Origin of the sequence: Mesorhizobium sp. ISC25 (assembly GCF_042295465.1) — a bacterium.
In the GTDB taxonomy this organism is placed as follows: domain Bacteria; phylum Pseudomonadota; class Alphaproteobacteria; order Rhizobiales; family Rhizobiaceae; genus Mesorhizobium.
In genome coordinates, this window is sequence record NZ_CP135441.1 from 724664 (window position 1) to 742758 (window position 18095).

General features: G+C 62.1%; 17 protein-coding genes and 1 pseudogene. 7 read left to right on the forward strand and 11 right to left on the reverse strand.

From position 1 onward, the window contains the following. Nucleotides 1–53: 53 nt before the first annotated feature. From RQ479_RS03625 to RQ479_RS03645, 5 genes are all read right to left on the reverse strand, one after another. Complete coding sequence (locus RQ479_RS03625; RefSeq protein WP_352468400.1) at nucleotides 54–1325, reverse strand: beta-ketoacyl-ACP synthase; 1272 nt, start codon at nucleotides 1323–1325, stop codon at nucleotides 54–56. A gap of 75 nt (nucleotides 1326–1400) precedes the next feature. Continuing rightward, entirely contained in the window at nucleotides 1401–2588 is a 1188-nt protein-coding gene (locus tag RQ479_RS03630; protein ID WP_376704131.1) for a beta-ketoacyl-ACP synthase, read from the reverse strand. Nucleotides 2589–2626: 38 nt separating this feature from the next. Then, nucleotides 2627–2911 carry an acyl carrier protein gene (locus tag RQ479_RS03635; protein WP_023719977.1) on the reverse strand — a complete coding sequence of 95 codons (285 nt, stop codon included), beginning with the start codon at nucleotides 2909–2911 and terminating at the stop codon, nucleotides 2627–2629. A 211-nt stretch (nucleotides 2912–3122) separates the two neighbouring features. After that, a complete protein-coding gene (locus tag RQ479_RS03640; RefSeq protein WP_352978370.1) occupies nucleotides 3123–3671 on the reverse strand; it encodes a histidine phosphatase family protein in 549 nt (182 codons plus the stop codon). Between the two features lie 106 nt (nucleotides 3672–3777). After that, nucleotides 3778–6786, reverse strand: coding sequence for a caspase family protein (locus tag RQ479_RS03645; protein ID WP_376704132.1), 3009 nt, complete (start codon nucleotides 6784–6786; stop codon nucleotides 3778–3780). Nucleotides 6787–6936: 150 nt separating this feature from the next. Between RQ479_RS03645 and RQ479_RS03650 the strand changes: the two genes are divergently transcribed. The 6 genes and pseudogenes from RQ479_RS03650 to RQ479_RS03675 all read left to right on the forward strand — a co-directional run. Further along, on the forward strand, nucleotides 6937–7887 hold the full coding sequence (locus tag RQ479_RS03650) for an AEC family transporter (protein ID WP_376704133.1): 951 nt from the start codon (nucleotides 6937–6939) through the stop codon (nucleotides 7885–7887). A 170-nt stretch (nucleotides 7888–8057) separates the two neighbouring features. Then, nucleotides 8058–9515, forward strand: coding sequence for an NAD-dependent succinate-semialdehyde dehydrogenase (locus tag RQ479_RS03655; RefSeq protein ID WP_376704134.1), 1458 nt, complete (start codon nucleotides 8058–8060; stop codon nucleotides 9513–9515). A 65-nt stretch (nucleotides 9516–9580) separates the two neighbouring features. Beyond that, nucleotides 9581–10606 carry an aldose epimerase family protein gene (locus tag RQ479_RS03660; RefSeq protein ID WP_292659711.1) on the forward strand — a complete coding sequence of 342 codons (1026 nt, stop codon included), beginning with the start codon at nucleotides 9581–9583 and terminating at the stop codon, nucleotides 10604–10606. 53 nt (nucleotides 10607–10659) lie between these two features. Beyond that, nucleotides 10660–10800, forward strand: a complete 141-nt coding sequence (locus RQ479_RS03665; RefSeq protein ID WP_352665985.1) for a colicin D domain-containing protein — start codon at nucleotides 10660–10662, stop codon at nucleotides 10798–10800. Between the two features lie 31 nt (nucleotides 10801–10831). Next, entirely contained in the window at nucleotides 10832–11104 is a 273-nt protein-coding gene (locus RQ479_RS03670; protein ID WP_376704135.1) for a colicin immunity domain-containing protein, read from the forward strand. Between the two features lie 75 nt (nucleotides 11105–11179). Beyond that, nucleotides 11180–11373 (forward strand): annotated as a pseudogene (locus RQ479_RS03675) (transposase); the annotation flags it as partial. Nucleotides 11374–11409: 36 nt separating this feature from the next. On the opposite strand, the gene RQ479_RS03680 reads toward RQ479_RS03675, so the two are convergent. The 5 genes from RQ479_RS03680 to RQ479_RS03700 form a co-directional block, all read right to left on the reverse strand. Continuing rightward, nucleotides 11410–12330 (reverse strand): 5'-methylthioadenosine phosphorylase, encoded by a 921-nt coding sequence (locus RQ479_RS03680; protein WP_376704136.1) that lies wholly within the window; start codon nucleotides 12328–12330, stop codon nucleotides 11410–11412. A gap of 14 nt (nucleotides 12331–12344) precedes the next feature. Next, a complete protein-coding gene (locus RQ479_RS03685; RefSeq protein ID WP_376704137.1) occupies nucleotides 12345–13136 on the reverse strand; it encodes an ABC transporter permease in 792 nt (263 codons plus the stop codon). After that, entirely contained in the window at nucleotides 13129–14016 is an 888-nt protein-coding gene (locus RQ479_RS03690) for an ABC transporter permease (RefSeq protein ID WP_376704138.1), read from the reverse strand. Before RQ479_RS03690 ends, RQ479_RS03685 begins: the two co-directional genes overlap by 8 nt. Further along, nucleotides 14013–15050 (reverse strand): ABC transporter ATP-binding protein, encoded by a 1038-nt coding sequence (locus tag RQ479_RS03695; RefSeq protein ID WP_376704139.1) that lies wholly within the window; start codon nucleotides 15048–15050, stop codon nucleotides 14013–14015. The genes RQ479_RS03690 and RQ479_RS03695 overlap by 4 nt, the downstream gene beginning before the upstream one ends. 127 nt (nucleotides 15051–15177) lie before the next feature. Then, nucleotides 15178–16218, reverse strand: a complete 1041-nt coding sequence (locus RQ479_RS03700) for an ABC transporter substrate-binding protein (protein WP_376704140.1) — start codon at nucleotides 16216–16218, stop codon at nucleotides 15178–15180. A gap of 145 nt (nucleotides 16219–16363) precedes the next feature. Between RQ479_RS03700 and RQ479_RS03705 the strand changes: the two genes are divergently transcribed. Continuing rightward, nucleotides 16364–17413 carry a LacI family DNA-binding transcriptional regulator gene (locus RQ479_RS03705; protein ID WP_376704141.1) on the forward strand — a complete coding sequence of 350 codons (1050 nt, stop codon included), beginning with the start codon at nucleotides 16364–16366 and terminating at the stop codon, nucleotides 17411–17413. Nucleotides 17414–17425: 12 nt separating this feature from the next. Here RQ479_RS03705 and RQ479_RS03710 read toward each other — a convergent pair whose 3' ends face one another. After that, the gene (locus RQ479_RS03710) at nucleotides 17426–18010 is read right to left on the reverse strand and encodes a TetR/AcrR family transcriptional regulator (protein ID WP_376704142.1); all 585 of its coding nucleotides are present in this window, start codon (nucleotides 18008–18010) and stop codon (nucleotides 17426–17428) included. Between the last annotated feature and the right edge of the window lie 85 nt (nucleotides 18011–18095).

The following is an 18095-nucleotide window of genomic DNA, read 5'->3' on the forward strand; positions in this document are numbered from 1 at the left end:
CCGTTTCGGAAAGGACCATGCGCACGACAACAGTGCTAGAGCGGAACGGTCGCTTAGACCGGTTCCCGCGCCATGACAAGGCAGGTGTTCTGGCCGCCGAAGCCGAAGGAGTTCGACAGGACGGTGCCGACCTCGGCGTTGCGCTTGGTGTTCGGCACCACGTCGAGCACGATCGCCGGGTCGGGATTGTCGTAGTTGATGGTCGGCGGAATGACGCTTTCGCGCATCGTCATCAGCGAAAATGCAGCCTCGACGGCACCGGCAGCCGATAGGGTGTGGCCGATCATCGACTTGTTCGACGAGACCGGCATTGACGAGATCCGCTCACCGAACACCGTCGACAGCGACAAATGCTCCATCTTGTCGTTTTCAGGCGTGGAGGTGCCATGGGCGTTGACATAATCGATCCCGTCCTCGCTCAAACCGGCATCAGCAAGAGCGGCGCGCACCGCCGCGATCGCCGGCGAACCGTCCGGCTTGGAGCGGGTGCGATGGAAGTCGTCGGCCTTTTCGCCGCAGCCGCGCAATATGCCGAGAATGGTGGCGCCGCGGGCAAGTGCTGCCTGCAGAGATTCCAGCACAAGGGCGCCCGAGCCTTCGGCGAGCACGAAGCCGTCGCGATCCTTGGAGAACGGCTTGGAGGCCTTTTCGGGGATGTCGTTATGAGTGGAGAGCGCCGACAGAAGCGAGAAGCGGATCAGCGCCTCGGCGGTCGCCGAGCCGTCGGCGCCAATCGACAGCGCCCTGTCGCATTCGCCGCGGCGGATCGCCTCGACGCCGAGCTGGATCGCCGTGGCGCCCGAAGCGCAGGCGGTCGACAGCGTAATCGGCAGGCCGCGCGTGCCGAAACGATCGGCAAGCCGGTCGGCGATCGAGCCGAACTGGGTGGTCTCGAAGATGTCGAGTTCCCTGAGGCCGCGTGCCACCCGCAGCAGCCTCTCGGCGCCGGTGTCGTGCGTGTCGGAATTGTAGAGCGAAAAGCGCTCGCTCCAGTCGAGCTCGACCGGCGGCGAAGCGAGGAAAAGCGGTCCGCCGAAATCGCCGGCATCGAGGCCCGCCTCCGACATCGCTTCCTGGGCGGCGGTTTCGGCAAGCTCATAGGTGAGGAGACTGGCGCCCTTGGAGCTCGACGGCAGGAAATCGACCATGCCGGAGATTCGAGTGTTGAGATGATCGACCGGGAAGCGGGTGATCGGATGGATGCCGGATTTGCCTGACGTAAGTGCCGCCCAATTGTCGGCTTTGCCGACACCGAGCGACGTCACCACGCCGATGCCGGTGACGGCGACGATGGGCCTGCCCATGTGGTCGTTCAGATTGGCCATTTGTTGTCCAAAAACCTGTTTCTCTTGGAGCATCGGATCGCCCGAAAACCGCGTCACACTTTTCGGTCCGATGCTCTAGGCGGCTTTGATCAGCGCCATGCCCTCGAATTGGTGATAGCCGATCGCCGTTGCAAGGACGGTCTTCGGGACGCCGGCAAACGGTTTTTCGACTGTGGCGTCGAAGACAGGATAGGCGGCCTTGCGGTCGACAGCCAGGGCCGCCAGCGCAACAGCAAAGGGGAACTGCGCTTCCTTCATGTGGCCGGTCAGCGTCGAAAAGCCGCGTGCGGCGATCGCCGGATTGGCGTCGAGCGCCGATTTCTCGGCGGCGGTCGCGGCATGGGCGCCCGAAGCGCCGGAGATCGCCAGCACTTCGCCGTCCGGCAATGCGGCTTGCTTCAGCAGCGCTGCGATTTCACCGTCGAGTTCGCGCCGCCGGCGCCTGGCACGGCCGGACAGGACCGGGCCGAGTTCCGCATAGATCTTGCGGCCACGGTTTTCCGCGTGCTCGCGCTGCTCCAGGACGAGGAACGCGCCGCCGGATCCGGTCACCACGCCGCCGCCCTCGGCACCGTGCCTTTGCCAGACCGGCCGCCACGGACCGCGATGCAGGTAGCCGGCCAGTTCATAGCCGAGCAGCATGTCGGAATGTTCGGTCTGGAAAGCGCCGCCGACCAGTATATGCGTCGACTGGCCGGAGCGGATGCGCGCGGCTGCCGTCTCGACTGCGGCAACGCCCGCACCTTCCTCGCCCATGAAGGTGCGAGAGGAGCCGGTCACCTTGTGGACGATCGAGATGTTGCCGGCGAGCAGGTTGGAAAGCTGTGCCAGAAACAGCGTCGGGCGCAATTCGGTGGTCAGCTTCTCGTTGAGCAGCACGTCGCGGTCGTTGCGGCTTTCCGATGCCGCGAGAATCGCCGCGTCGACCGCCTCGTCGCGCTCGCCGCCGCCGGCGGCCACCACCATGTCCATGGTCGAGCAGAGTTCGTCATTGCCCTTGATGCCGGCATCGTCGAGCGCAAGGCCGGCCGCATAGGTGCCGAGCCTCTGCCAGGTCTCCATCTGCCGCTGGTCGCCACGCTTGGCGATCTGCAGGTTCCAGTCGATCTCCGGCAGCGGGTGGACCGTATAGGGCGAGAAGCGCGAGGCCTCCAGAACCGGCTCAAGGCGCGGCTGGACAAGCTTTTGCCAATGCGCATCCGGACCCTCGCCCAGCGACGAGACAAGGCCGATGCCTGATATGACGACGTCGTGGGGGTTCATGGGCGGCTGTTGTGGGTCGGGCGCGTCAAGCGCTGTGCTCAGGTAGCGTTCTTGGCGGCGACGAGCGCGTCGATCTTGGCGCACAGGTTCTTCATGACGAAATAGTCGTCGGTCGAAGCCTTGCCGTCGTTGACCTCCTGCGTCCACTTTTCCAGCGGCACCTTGATGCCGAATTCCTTGTCGATGGCAAAGACGATGTCGAGGAAGTCGAGGCTGTCGATGCCGAGATCGTCGATGGTGTGGCTTTCGGGCGTGATCGTCTCGATGTCGATCTCGCTGGTGTCGGCGATGATCTTGGCGACTTTGTCGAACGTGGTGGACAAGGGCTTTTCCTTCGATTGCGGGCGGAATCTGTCCGCATGTGTTTGGCGCTGTCTAATCGGTTTTTCCGAGCAGGAAAAGGCCTGATACGCCGCGCGCAGATGGGCTGGCTGCCCAGCCAGAGCAAGATGAGATCGGAATCCAACGACGACTTCTCGTGGCAGTGGCATTTCGGCAACAGCTATCTCGCTCGACGTGAGGAGCGACGACCCCTCAGAACGTAACGCGGCCGAGTACCCGCAGACCGTCACCTTGCGGCTCGACGATCACGGCTTCGCCTTCACGCGGCGAGATGCCAGTCAATTCCTTGATGTTTTCGAGATGTGTGACCATGACCAGATTGTCGGATCCGGAATAGCCGCGGATTTCGGCTACGATCGCGGCGATCTGGGCGGCCTTCTCCTTTTCGTCGGTCTTCAGCAGGTCAAGCGGTGCGAACGGCTCCGGCTCGCTTTCGAAAGCGATGCGGGCGGTCTCGAGGCAGCGGCAATAGCGGCTGGACAGCACGCGCTCGACCGGTGCCGCGCGGGCGCCAAACAGCGCGCCGATCTTGCGCGCCTGTTGCTTGCCGCGCTCCGAGAGATTGACCTGGGTGGCGCATTTGCCGAGGTCGAAATTGGCCGCATCGGTGGTGCCGGTGACCATGGCATGGCGCAGCAGCACCACATGTCCGCCATCGCGCAGCAGCGCCCAGCCGGCTTCCGTCGCATGGGCTGTGGCGGAAACGGCAAGCAACAGCAGCGCCAGCACAAATCGAAACATCAGACATCCTTTTCGGGTGACCGGCAGGCAGGTCCCCGGTGACCGGCATATAGGGACGGCAAAGCCGGCTGAAAGACAAGCCAAGTGCAACCTGCGGCCGAAAAGCCTATCTCTTCGCTATCTGCTTCTTCACCAGATCGATCTTGCGGTCGGTCAGCGGGATGGGGAGGGTGTAGCCGGCTTCGGTAAAGCCCTGCTTGGCGTTCTCGAAGAATTCGACCGCCTTTTGGAATTCGGCATTGCCGCCGCCATAGCTGCCGCGGTTCCAGTGGACGTCGCCGAGATTGTTCTGCTCGAAGGCCCATTGCATCGGCTGGCTTTCGCGGGTGAAGACCTTGAGTGTCGCCTCGAAGGCGGCTTCGGTCTCATCCAGATATTTGGCGGTGCGTTCGAGATTGCCGAGATTGATCAGGCTCATGCCGATGCCGTTCTGCGCGTTCGCCCAGTCGACGGGCGAGTTCTCGAAGGTCAGTACCTCCAGCGCCGCCCGGCGCGCGGCGATCGAAGTGGCCAGTTTGCTGGTGTCGGCCTCGCTCATGCTCAGCCATTGCAGCGCCGAGCCGAGGCCGGCCTGCGCCAGCGCCCATTGCCGCGGCGTCGTCTCGCGCTTGTATTCGCGCAGTGCATCGCGATAGGCCTCGATCGCCTCCTCGTAGTGCACCGGCTTGTCGGTCACGCCGCCGAGCAGTTGCAGCGTGTTGCCGAGATTGTAGTGGGTCATCGCCCAGTCGAGCGGAAATTGCTTCTTGGTGTAGACGCGACGTGCCGCCCGGTATGCGGCGGCCGATTGCTCAAGCTTGGCAGCGTCGCGGGTGCGCTGGCCGAGCGTCTGGTAGATCGAGCCGAGATTGTTCTCCGCCGAAGCCCAATCCGTCGGAAAACGCTGGCGTGTGAATATGGTCAGCGCGTCGCCATAGGCAGCAGCCGCCTCTTCGAGCAGGCCGGTGCCGAGGTCGAAACGGGCAGCACTGCTCAGCGCGTTACCGAGATTGAGACGGCTGCTCGCCCAGGAGAGCGGGAAGGTGTCGCGGGTGCGGATTTCGAGCGCGGCGCGGAACGCCGCGGCTGCCTCGTCGATTTTCGCCTTGTCGTTGCGTTGAGTGCCGAGCGACACCAGCGTGTTGCCGAGATTGTTCTGGACCATCGCCCACTGAACGGGAGCTTTTTCGCGCGTGTATTCTTCAAGCGCCAGCCGGTAGGCGGCCTCGGCCTCGGTCAGGCGCTCGCCGTCCGGTTCGCGCTCCGAAAGCGAGTAAAGCGCAAGGCCAAGGTTGCTTTGCGAGGCGGCCCAGTCCAGCGGGACTTTGTCGCGCGGCCGCTTCTCCAGCGTGGCGCGCATCGCCACCACTGCTTCGTTCAGGCGTTTCGGGTCGCTCTCGCGTTCGCCGATCTTCAGCAGCACATTGGCCAGGTTGTTCTGCGCCGCGGCCCAGTTGAGGTCGTCCTTCTCGCGCTCGAACACGGCAAGCGAATCGCGAAAGATTTTCGCTGCCTCTTCCAGCCGGTCGGTTTGGCGCTCGCGCTCGCCGATCGTCTGCAGCACCACCGCCATGTTGTTGCGGGTGATCGCCCAGTCGCGGTTCTGCTCGCCATTGGGGATGAAGTTCAGGATGACGCGGTAGGCGTCGATGGCGCGCTGCAGCGCTTGCCTGTCGCCGGTGGCGTTGCCATGCGCGTTAAGCGCTTCCGCCTCCTGGTTCTTGTAGTTCCAGCGTAGTCTGTCGTCCCATTTCTCGACCAGCGAGAAGGCCTTGCCGTAATCGTTGGCGGCCGACAGATAGTCGAAGACCAGCGCCGAAGCGTCGGCGCGCCTGGCATAGATCGCCGCGTCGGTAAGACGCTTCTGCCTGACCAGATCCTCTGCCTGGTCGACCACGCCGCTGGCCTGCTCGACCCGGCCCACCGCCTGGTCGAGGAAGTTGCGCGCAGTGACGATAGCGCCCTGGCCGATCGCCTTGTCGGCCGAGGCGACAAGGCGGCTGATCTCGGGGTCGTCGGTGCGCAGCGCGTTGCGCTCGGAGATCATCTTCTTCAGGCGCTCGGCCTGGGCGTCGAGCAGCTTTTGCAGGTCGGTGGGGTCCTCCGGCATCTTTTCGGTGCCGAGCGCCTTCAACACGCCATAAAGCGCGTCGAGCGGCACGCCGTCCTGCAGCGAGGCCAGTTCCACCTGTGCCCGCTTGGGGTTCGGCAACTCGGCGATCGTCAGCAGCAATTGCCGCCGCTCGCCGGTGATCAGCCCGTCGTCGCCGGTCGGTTCCTGCGGTGCTACGCCGAAATAGAGCAGCCGGCGCAGGCTTTCATTGACCCATGGCCGCTGCTTTGTCTTGGTGTCGAGATAGACCTCCTCGGTCACCATGCGCATGACCGAGCCGAACTCGGTGCCCTTCATTGCCGCGAGGTGGCGCAGAAGTGCCGCTGCGTAAGGGCTGTTTTCGCCGACGATGCCGTCGAGTGCCGGCCGCCCCGGCTCAGCGGCAAAGCCGATCACCGTTCCCAGATTCTCCGTCGCGGTCGCGTTTGCCAGTGCCCTAGCGCCGCGCACCGGCTCCAGTCCGCCGGCGCCGATCGGCGAGGCCGAGGCCGTGGGCGCCCGGCGCAGCACCGCGTCCGCCGGAAACGGGTTGGTGCGGCAGGCATCGAGCAGCATGATCGTTACCGGCACGGTCTTCTTCAATTCGTCCATGACGGCGGAGATTGGCACCAGGGCCTGATCGGCGTCCTTCAAGGAAGAAACGTCGGCGTCGACCGGCACCAGATAGTTTTCGCCGCCGGCCTCGATGCCGTGGCCGGAATAGTAGATCAAGGCGACGTCGGCGTCCTCGGCATCCTCGGCGAAACGCTCGAGGTCGCGCTTCAGTTTTGCCGCATCGCGATCGGTGACGCTGCGCGCGTCGAAGCCGAGATCGGTCAGCATCTTGGCGATGTCGCGGGCGTCGTTGGCGGGATTGGGAAGAGCCGCTATGTGCTGGTATTTCGACTGGCCGACAATCAGCGCCACGCCCTTGAGGCTTGTTGGCTCCGCACGAAGCAAGGTCGTGACCAGGCAGAGCAGGGCGGCTACGAAAGCCGTCCGCCACGCCTGCTTGAAGAAGTGCCGATTTCCGACAGCGCCCATTCGCCGCGTGTCCCCCTGACAGCCCTGTATAGCGCGGGCATCCAACCATGAGCAAATTCGGGCAAGAGCCGAGCGGCCGGATTGTTGGCCGGTACATTCGTCAGGGAAGGGCGATTGCGCCGCCGCCGGGGCTCGCCTATCACGGGAAAAATGTCTCCGCTTACCGAAACCGTCCTCTTCGTCTTCTGTCTTGTCGGGCTCGGCTATCTTGCCGGGTTCACCGGCTATCTGAAGCCGGCGAGCGGCGAGGGCGTATCCGAATTCGCCATCAACGTGGCAATGCCGCTTTTGCTGTTCCAGACCATGGTAAAGGCCGATTTCCACGGCGTGGCGCCGTGGTCGCTATGGGGCGCTTATTTCGCGGCGGTCGCGCTCACCTGGGCCGCCGGCCATCTGGTCATTACCCGCATCTTCGCACGAGACGCCCGCGCCGGGGTCGTCGGCGGCGTGTCGTCGTCCTACTCCAACGTCGTCCTGCTCGGCGCGCCCTTCATCATCGGCGTGTTCGGGCCGGCCGGGTTCGAGGTGCTGTCACTGCTCGTTTCCATTCACCTGCCGGTGATGATGATGGCCTCGATCATCCTGTTCGAGATGTTCGGCCGCGGCGGCAGCGAGCCTGTGCATCCGCTCCGCGTCGTCAGGAGCTTTCTCAGGAGGGTATTCATCAATCCGCTGATCATCGGCATACTGGCCGGGCTGGCGTGGCGCTTCACCGGTGCGCCGCTGCCGGTGCTTGCGACGCGGCTGAGCGACGCGCTGGCCGGCACGGCCGCCCCGGTGGCGCTGTTTGCCATGGGGCTCAGCCTGCGCCGCTTCGGCATCTCCGGCAATGTAAGGCCGGCGCTGGCGCTGTCGGCGCTGAAACTGTTCCTGATGCCGGCGCTGGTTCTCGGCCTGGTCTGGCTGATCGGCCTGCCGCCATTGACGGCCAAGGTGGCGGTCATGGTTGCGGCGTTGCCGTCCGGCATCAATTCCTATCTCATCGCGGTGCAGTTCAACACCGGCCAGGCGCTGGCATCGAACCAGATGACCATAGCCACCGCCTGTGCGGTCGTGACCACTGCGTTTTGGCTGACAGTGGTCGTCCATGTTTTTGGATAGGAGCCCGGCTGCATCCCTCTCGCTTTGGCTGGCCCAAACCCTATATGCCATCTTGTGATTGCTTGCGGGGCTTGCCCTGGGCTAAGAGCAGTGGCTCTAGCGATGCTATCGCGCACGTCCATTCACGAAATCAGCGACCGGCCCGCCAGGTGCCGAACGGAGGCGAGATCATGCTTCAGAAAACCAGCCATTTCATGCGGCAGGCCAATCTCATCAATGGCGAATGGGTGCAGGCCGATTCAGGCCAGACGGTCGACGTCAACAATCCTGCCACCGGCCTCAAGATCGGCACCGTGCCGAAATCGGGCAAGGCCGAGACCCGCCGCGCCATCGAAGCCGCGGACACAGCCTTCCAGACATGGCGCAAGACCACCGCGCTCGAACGCTCGAAGCTGTTGCGCAAGCTGCACGACGCAATGATGGACAATCAGGACGTGCTGGCCGAACTGCTGACTATCGAGCAGGGCAAGTCGCTGTTCGAATCGAAGGGCGAGATCGGTTCGGCCGCGTCCTACATATTGTGGTTCGCCGAAGAAGGCCGCCGCACCTATGGCGACGTCGTGCCGTCGCCCTGGGCGGACCGCCGTATCCTGGTGACCAAGGAACCGGTCGGCGTCATCGCCGCCATCACGCCGTGGAATTTCCCATCCTCGATGCTGGCCCGCAAGCTCGGTCCGGCGCTTGCCGCCGGCTGTACCGCCGTGGTCAAGCCGGCGTCGCAGACGCCTTATTCTGGCCTTGCCTGGGGCGCCCTTGCCGAGGAAGTCGGCTTCCCGAAGGGCGTGATCAACATCCTGACCGGTGCCGCCGGCGAGATCGGCGACGAGATCTGTGCCAACCCGCTGGTCAAGAAGATCACCTTCACCGGCTCGACCGAGGTCGGCAAGATCCTGATCCAGAAGTCGTCGGTCACCGTCAAGAAAGTGTCGATGGAGCTGGGCGGCAATGCGCCGTTCATCGTCTTCGACGACGCCGACATCGACCGCGCCGTCGCTGGTGCCATCACCGCCAAATACCGCAATTCCGGCCAGACTTGTGTCTGCACCAACCGCTTCCTGGTGCAGGCCGGCATCTATGACCAGTTCGTCGAAAAGCTGGCCACTGCGAGCAACGGGCTGAAGGTCGGTTCCGGCCTCGAGGACGGCGTCCAGCAGGGGCCGCTGATCGACGAGAAGGCGGTGGAGAAGGTCGAGGAGCTGATTGCCGACGCTACCGCCAAGGGCGGCAAGGTCGTCGCCGGCGGCAAGCGCCACGCGCTCGGCGGCTCGTTCTTCCAGCCGACGGTGATCGCCGATGCGACGCCGAAGATGCGCTTCATGAAGGAAGAGATCTTTGGCCCGGTAGCGCCGGTGTTCAAGTTCGAGACCGAGGAAGAGGCCGTGGCACTCGCCAACGACACTGAGTTCGGCCTGGCCTGCTATTTCTACACCGGCGATCTCGGCCGCGCCTTCCGGGTCATGGAAGGGCTCAAATACGGCATGGTCGGCGTCAATGAAGGGCTCATCACCACCCCTGAGGCGCCGTTCGGCGGCGTCAAGGAATCGGGCCTCGGCAAGGAAGGCGGCCATCAGGGCATCGAGGATTATCTCGACACCAAATATGTCTGCATCGGCGGACTTGGTCTCTAGAAACCGAAAACGATCCTGGGCCGCTTCGGAAGGCCAGGCTGGCATCGAGCAACGAACTTGCGAGCATGGCGATGAAGGACGGCGAGGTTTTCGGCACGACGCAGGCGGGCGAGGAAGTCCGCCGCTTCACCATCCGTGGCGGCGGCCTTACCGCCAACATCATCGGGCTGGGCGCGATCATCCAGGATCTGCACCTGGCCGGGCACGAGGCGCCATTGGTGCTCGGCTATGATCGTTTCGAGCACTATGAGACGGATACCGCCTTCTTCGGCACTGTCGTCGGGCGCTACGCCAACCGTATCCGCGACGGCCGCTTCACGCTTGCCGGCAAACGCTACCAGACCGAGCGTAATTTCCTCGAAAAGCACACGCTGCATGGCGGTTCGCAAGGTTTTTCGCGCCGTGCCTGGGCGGTTTCGCTGCATGGCAGGGATTTTGTCACGCTGACCCTGCATGACCCGGATGGCACGATGGGCTTTCCCGGCGCGCTCGACGTGACCTGCACCTACCGGCTGAAGATCCCCGGCACACTCAGCGTCGAACTGACTGCCACCTGCGAGGAGCCGACGCTCTGCAATCTCACTCAGCATTCCTATTTCAACCTGGATGACGGCGGCACCGGCGACATTCTCGACCACCGGCTGATGCTGAATGCCGGCGCCTATCTGCCGGTCGACGCCGATCTGATCCCGACAGGCACGGTCAAGCCGGTCGACGGCACCCCCTTCGATTTTCGCCAGGCGCGGCCGCTGCGCATGGAGACCGAGGGCGAGCAGCTCCCCTACGACCAGAATTTCTGCCTCGCGTCGACGCGCGGGCCGCTGAAGCAGGCGTCGTGGGCGCAGGGCGCGAATTCCGGCGTCGAGATGGAACTCTGGACCACCGAGCCGGGCGTCCAGCTCTATACCGGCCAGTATCTGGCGCCGTCCTCGCCTGGATTGGGCGGACGCCAATACAGGGCGTTTTCAGGCTTCTGCCTGGAACCGCAAATCTGGCCGGATGCGCCGAACCGGCCGTATTTCCCGCAAGCCACGCTATGGCCGGGCCAGATCTACCACCATGTGACGGAATACCGGTTCAGGCTGCCTTAGGGCGGGAGAGCCGCTGCCGAAGCGTACAACTCGACCGTCGCGAGGAGGCCGAGATGACGCAGGCCATCCAAGGAACTTACCAAGGGCAATCAGTAACGCACTTCGTCGACCCGCAAACCGGCTTGAGTGTCATTCGCGACAGTTCAGGAAATCTCCTGTCTGGATGGAAGCTCAGTCCCAAGCAGCTAGAATAGTCTTGACGACCGGAAAAATGCGAGGCGGACTATGAGCGGCGTATCTGGCGAATACCGTGCGTTGGTTGAAACCTTTCTCGCAGGGGAAGTAGATGCTCCTAAGCTGGTAGAAATTTACTTAAAAAAATTTAAGGATGAGACGCGAGCCATCCCAGATCAGGAGTTTAGGGTGCTAGATGAGATCTTTGCTGACATTGACTCATACACTTCCGATATCAGCTTGATCAGAGAGAATCCTAGATTCTATCTTGACGAAGCACAACTGAGAGTAAAAGTCGCGGAGGCCCTAAACCGGCTCCCATGAGGCTTACCGGGATAACCGAAAGCAATTATCTCAATCCCGCTCTACAGCGGCGCGAGTTCGTGACAGAGCTCAAGCGGGCTCGCCGGCGTCGAGTTCGTCGTCTCCGACGACCATCCGGGGCTCAGGGCGGCGATGCGCGAAGTGCTGCCCGAACGGCCTGGCAGCGCTGCTACGTGCACTTCCTCAGAGACGCGCTCGACTACGTGCCGCGCAAGGTCGACGACGATTGCCTGATGGAGCTGCGATGGTTCTATGACCGGCGCGATCTAGTCTGCGGCAGAGCTTCAGCTATCGGGCGGGTTATCTCAGAACCGGCTGGAGCGTTCTTTCGGCTGAGGCGACTTCAAGCCCTGACACGAGCATTCCGGGTCAGCGGGAAGTCGCGCTGCGGTCTCCAGCGCGACCCGCGAGGCTGTCATGGAGAGATTGGGCAGCACGTCCTCCTGCAGCAATTTCTGGCGGTTGCGATCCATATAGTCGTTGAAGCCCGCCGTCACGAATGCGCAAGGCACGAAACATGCGCCGATCTCGCGCGACAAGGTCGCCTCGGGGGCGATGGAATGGTTGAGTACATCCGCCCCCATGCCCCGATACGCCAAGGCTTCGGCAGGCGTTGTCAGCCGGGGCCCATAACAATGGGCAGCCACCAACTGCTGTTCGATGCCATAAACGCGGCATTCGGCTGGCCAATGACGGCGGGCCGTTTCGACCAGAACCGCCGCACATCTTGGACACACGATTTGCTTGCCCGAACAGTCAAAGCTCTGGCGGTCAGGAAGCAGTGAAAACGGGGTCTGCGTCAGTTCGATGATATCGGCGGCCACCACCATGTCGCCCGGCTGGATCGCCTTGTTGACGGCGCCCACAGTCGAGCAGGCGAGAACTTGCCGTACACCCGCCCGCATCAACACCCAGAACGCGCGGCGATGGCAGGAATGGTCGATACGGTCGCGGGGATTGCCGTGCGAATACATGCACAGAGCGCGCTTCGCTCTCCCTTCGGCTGTGATCGACGCATCGAACTCGAGCAGCTTCCAGTTGTCGGTACGACCGAAAGGTGTTTCAAAACTCATGTCGCGCCGCAACGTGCGCACGCCATCGAATTCGACATCTTCGGGGAAGGCAAGCCCCCAATTTGCCGACCCGGTGATGATGGCCAACCCTACCTGAGGGATGTCCGTCGAATGATCCGTCAGATCGTCGGCCGCGTGGTAATTGGTGGGCATGTTTCCAGTCTCGGTCAGGATTTTTGCCGAAGGGTCACAATCAGGACCACGGCCACGACGATGACGGTCCACAATGTCGAGATCGCCGCAATGGTCGGATCGATCTGATCGCGCAGCGACAGGAACATAAGCTTCGGCATTGTGCTGTTGCGACCGCTTGCGACGAAGATCGAAATCACAGACTCGTCGAGCGAAGTCAGGAACGCCATCAATGTCGCCGACAGCAAGCTGATCCGAAGTTGCGGAACGATTATTTCGCCAATGGCCCTGGCCCAGTTTGCACCGAGGCTGCGCGCCGCCTGAACCTGGTTCCAGTCAAAGCGGGCGAGCGCGGGTAGCAACACAATGCAGGCGACCGGAACGGCCAGCACCACATGTCCGACCAGCACACCGAATAGCGTTCCGATCAGATGTTGTGCGGCCAACACAAAGAAGAGACCGATCGCAAGCAGGATCCCTGGGGTGATCGAGGGGGTCAGCAGGACGCTCTGGATCGTCGCAGCGGTCTTTCCGCCCAGCCGATTCATCGAAATGCAGGCGAGCAGCGCAAATGGCACCGCGATCAACGCCGTCAACGTCCCAAGGATCAAACTCGTTCTGAGCGCGGCCATCCACGTTGCCGAGCCGAAGAAGTTCTCGTACCAGCGCAACGAGTAGGCGTGCGGCGGAAACTCAAGGAGATTCGACGCCGAAAAGGAAAGCGGCACCACCACGAGCGTCGGCAACATCAGAAATGCCATGACAAGAGCGGCAAAGCTCCAGAGCAAAATGCGGGCGAGCCTGTTTTGCGGATAGGCTTCAAGCATGGGAGGCTTCCACCGTGTTCTGGGCCACCAGGCGGCGTGCCGCCAGCAACATCACACCGATCAGCGCCATAAGAACGAGGAGCAGAATGCCCAGGACGCTCGCCGACCCCCAGTCCTGAAAGGTCGATAGTGTACGCTCGATCCGGGTAGACAGAGGATTTACCTTGCCGCCGCCAAGCACCGCCGGCGTGATGAAAAAACCTATGGCGTAGATGAGGACGATGATCGAACCCGAGAAGATGCCGCTCGCCGAAAGCGGCATAATGACTGTGCGGACGACCTGCCTGAGAGTGGCTCCCATGCTCGCAGCCGCGCGAATGAGATTTGGGTCGATATCGCGCATCGCAGCATAAACAGGCAGCAGGAAGAGTGGCAGCATGTAGTGCACCATGCCGATGAGCGTTCCCGTGAAGTTGTACACGAGCGGCAATGGCTCCGCCGTCAGGCCTGAACCGGTCAAAGCCGCGTTGATCAGGCCATCGCGCCGCAAGAGCACGAGCCAACCATAGGTACGCACCAGAATGGAGGTCCACAGCGGCAGCATGACGAACGCCATGAGCACGTTGGCCAGCCTTGGTCTGACGCTGGCCAGCGCCAGCGCCAGAGGGGTGCCGAGAAGAATGCAGGCCGCCAGCGTACCCAAGGATAGTTCGAGGGTCGTGACGAGCGCCGACCACGTCAGTCCGCTCGAAAGGACCTTCTGGTAATTGCCGACGGTGTACTCACCCGCGGTGGTCAGGAAGGATTGCCGGATGATCCAAAGGATGGGCAGTATCGCCGCCAGCCCAACGATGAACAGCGCCGGGAGCGAAAGTGAAAGAAAAAACCGCCGCTCGCGCCGCGCATCCGCCGCGAGCGCCGGATCCCGGACGACGGTCACGCCATCGCTCCCGGTATCGCGTGAACCTTCGCTGCTGGGGCATATGCGGTCATCCGCTGACCGGCGGCAAGCTCGGCGCAGCCGCCGGCCAGCGCTGCCGGAATGCAGACAAGAACCTCTTGCCCACCGTCAAGCGCCAGCGTCAAAAGCCAGTTCTCGCCGCGGAACGCTTTGGCGCGCAGTATTCCTTCGAGAGCCACTCCGTCTCCCCCGACGAGCTTCGCATCAAGATGGAAACTTTCGGCGCGGATCATCAGAGTTTCGCGTGATGCTTCGGCGCCGTCGATTCTGCGTGCCGAGCCCGGGGCCACAATGTTGGCCTCGCCCATGAACTCCGCGACGAAGCGGGTCGATGGACGATCATAAATCCGCTGCGGCGTATCTATCTGCTGGATGCGGCCAGAATTCATCACCGCAATCCGGTCAGACATAATCAGCGCTTCGCGCTGGTCGTGGGTTACATAGATTGTGGTGATCCGTAGATGATCATGCAGACGCCGGATCTCATACTGCATGGTCTCGCGCAGGTTCTTGTCGAGCGCCGACAGCGGCTCGTCCATCAACATCACGCGCGGTTCGAAGACGATAGCCCGCGCCAATGCCACCCGTTGACGTTGGCCGCCGGATAGTGCGGCAACATTGCGCTCCGCCAGACCATCCAGCTTCACGCGGGCCAAGGTATCAAGCGCCCGCTGACGCGCCTCCGCTCTCGGTACCTTGCGCAGCACCAGCGGGTACGCGACGTTCGCCAGGACATTCATGTGCGGAAACAAGGCGTAATTCTGGAATACTATGCCAATGTCTCGTTTGTTGGGCGGCAGGCGGGTGATGTCTCGATCACCCAAGAAAAGTTTACCGGAATCCGGCCGGACAAAACCGGCCAGAGCCATGAGTAAAGTGGTCTTGCCCGATCCCGATGGCCCTAGCAGCGTGAGGAATTCGCCAGCCTGAATGTCGAGCGAAACATTGTCCAGCGCGACGTAGGACCCATAAGCCTTGTGCACGCTTTCGATGGTGATCGCGAGCGACTTCATCATGTGCTCCAGCCTTGAAGCCCGTCGCGTTCGACCGGCTTCACGCGACGCGCTTTAGGTTCTTGTTTTCATGCATGTCGTTGTCGCGCGCTGCACATTTTTGCGCGACATGCGTCAGAGCTGAAAGTCAGCGGGCCATCATTTCATCGAAGGCTCTTTGGGCAGCCTCGCCATTCTTGACCCACCATTCTGAATTGGAAAACACCGAAGTGCCAGCATTTTCAGGCGCGGTCGCAAGGGTCTTCAGACGGTCCGCGGGAATAAGGCCACCCTCATATGCCGCAGGATTGACTGGGCCGTAGGCAATGAAATCGGTCAGCTTGGCAACGCGCGCGGGTTGCGTCATCGCTGCGATGAGCTTCATCGCGGCTTCCTTGTTCGGCGCTCCCTTCGGCACCCCAAGGCAGTCCGTGCCGATGACCGAACCCTTGAACGTGTAGTCAGCCGCGCCGCCATCTGCTTTCACGGTTTGGGCGCGTCCGTTCCAGGTAATGACCAAATCCGCTTCACCGTCTTTCAGCAACTGCGCGGATTGAGCGCCCGAAGTCCACCACACGGCGACGTTTGGTTTGATCGCTTCAAGCCGCTTGATGGCGCGCTCTAGCCCTTCCGGCGTGCTGAGCACGGAATAGACGTCCGCCGGTGCCACGCCGTCGGAGAGAAGCGCGATCTCGATCGAGTCTTGCGCATTGGCGCGCAACGCGCGACGGCCAGAAAATTTGGCAACATCCCAGAATTCCGCCCACGTCTTCGGCGGGTTCTCGCCATAGGTCTTGGTGTTCCACGACATGACCGTGCCATAGGAGTCGAACGGATAGCAGTAGTCGGACTTTGCACCCTCCGGCACGGATTTCGGATCGATGATCTTGTAGTCGAGTGGCTCAAGCAGCGACTGTGCGGCAGCCTGCGCGCCTTCCGGTGAGCCCAGGTGAATGACGTCGGTCGTGACCGCACCCGAGGTGACCTGCATCTTCAAGGCGGCCAGGCCGTCGCTTAGGGTCTCCTCGCGGACATCATAGCCAAGCTCTTTTGCAGCAGGGCCCCACATGGCTTCCTTCATGGCATTGCCATAATCGCCACCTGCGGTCGTGATGGTGACTGTTTGCGCATGGACGGGCAGGGCAGCCGAGATTGCGAATGCTGTTAAGGAAATGCGTAGCCAGGACATAGGTTCTCCTCCCAACTTTATCAAATATCGCTCAAAAGAGCCATTATTTTGTAATCGTAACGTTACGATTGCATCTCAATGCGCTGGAGTCAAGCTGCTTCCTACGGGAGTTTCGATTGACCGGGATGTCGAATTCGGCAACGTTATGGCGGTCAGCAAATCAGCCGGCGCTTTCGCAAATGAAGTCGGGCGAACAATGGCCAATCTAAAGCAGATCGCCGCGGAACTTTCCCTCTCGGTGACCACGGTATCCCGCGCTCTGAAGGATGGGCCGGAAGTGCAGCCCTCGACCATAGCCCGCGTCAAGGAGGCGGCTAAGCGGGTCGGCTATTTACCAAATCATCATGGTCGCGCGCTCAAAACCGGTCGAACGCAGACGCTGACGGCCGTACTCCCGATGGAAACCCGAGACCATCTGTCCGATCTGTTGAAGCTTCCTTTAATCGAAGGCATGACGCTGGCGGCGCGGCAAGCCGGTTATAGTCTGTCCATCTATTCCACCACTCCCGACGACGATCCCGTTGAGAGCGTGCAGCGGCAGCTTCAGGCGCGCAGCGCAGACGGCCTGGTCATCACGCGCCTGGTGTCGGCTGATCCGCGCGTCAAGCTGCTGCTCGATAAACGCATGCCATTCGTCGCGTTTGGAAGAACCGACCTGGATATCGCGTATCCCTATGTCGATGTCGACAATGAACAGATTGCTTACGAGGCGACCCGGCGGCTGATGGATAAGGGCTGTCGACGCATTGCGCTGCAACTTCTCGTTCCGGAGGACCAGGCGAGTGCCATGCGTCTTTCCGGGTATGGAAGGGCAATGGCCGAGGCCGGTATTCCGATCGACCAATCGTTGATCGGTCATGGCATGTTCACCATGGAATCGAGCGCAGGCTGGTTCGATCGCCTGCTGGCGTCGTCGGATCCGCCGACGGGCTTGGCGTGCGCCAACGAACTGGGCCTTCTGGGAGCATTGCACGCTCTCGGCAAGCGGGGTCTTACACCAGGCCACGACGTCCACATCGTCACCCGTGACAGCACGCGGCTGGCACGCTTCCTGCCGGCAAAGATCGGAGTTCATTCCGTGGATATGGCGGGTGTTGGACGCAAACTTATCGAAGTCCTGGAGAGCCGGATCATCAATCCGCTTGGGCCGGTGGAGACAGTCTTGGTGCAAGGCAGATTCGAGCCGGCCGAATAGTCCGGGCTGCCCTCAGGAGGCCACCTCGTCTTGAACCGGCCGGATCAGCGCCTTTGCGGCAGCAGCTCCCGCCGCTAGGATGCGATCCGATAATTCCGTCCCTTCCACGGCGCGCGCGAGTTGAAGCGTGCCGATGAGCGTTGCAAACATGCCCAACGCAGCGCCTTCTGGATCATTGGTCTGCGGCAGAGCTTCAGCTATCTGGCGCACCAGGGATTGAACGCGCTCGGCGTAGAGGGCCCGCGTTTCAGGCGGCTGCCGCGCTATTTCCGGCAACAACGCGGCCGAAGCGCAGCCCTTTCCAGGATTGTCCCGGTGCTCGGCCGATAGATAGGCCTCTATGGCCATTTCCGGGCCGCCGGCGTCCAACGCTTCCTGCACTTGATGCGACTGCGCGTCCAACGCCGCCGCCACGCTTTCACGGACGAGCTCCGCCTTGGACTGGAAGTGCGGATAGAAGGCGCCGTTCGTCAGCCCGGCGTCGCTCATGATGGTCGCCAGGCCGGACGCCGCGATGCCGTCAGATCGAAAACGTTCGGCGGCGACCTCCATGATCCGGCTGCGTGACGCGTCTTTTCGGCCCTTTTCGTAGCGCATGGTCTTTCTTTCCTGTCCTGCTATTGCATTATGCCCATAATCTGATATTACGACCATAATTCAATTCGTGGAAATAAGCTAGACC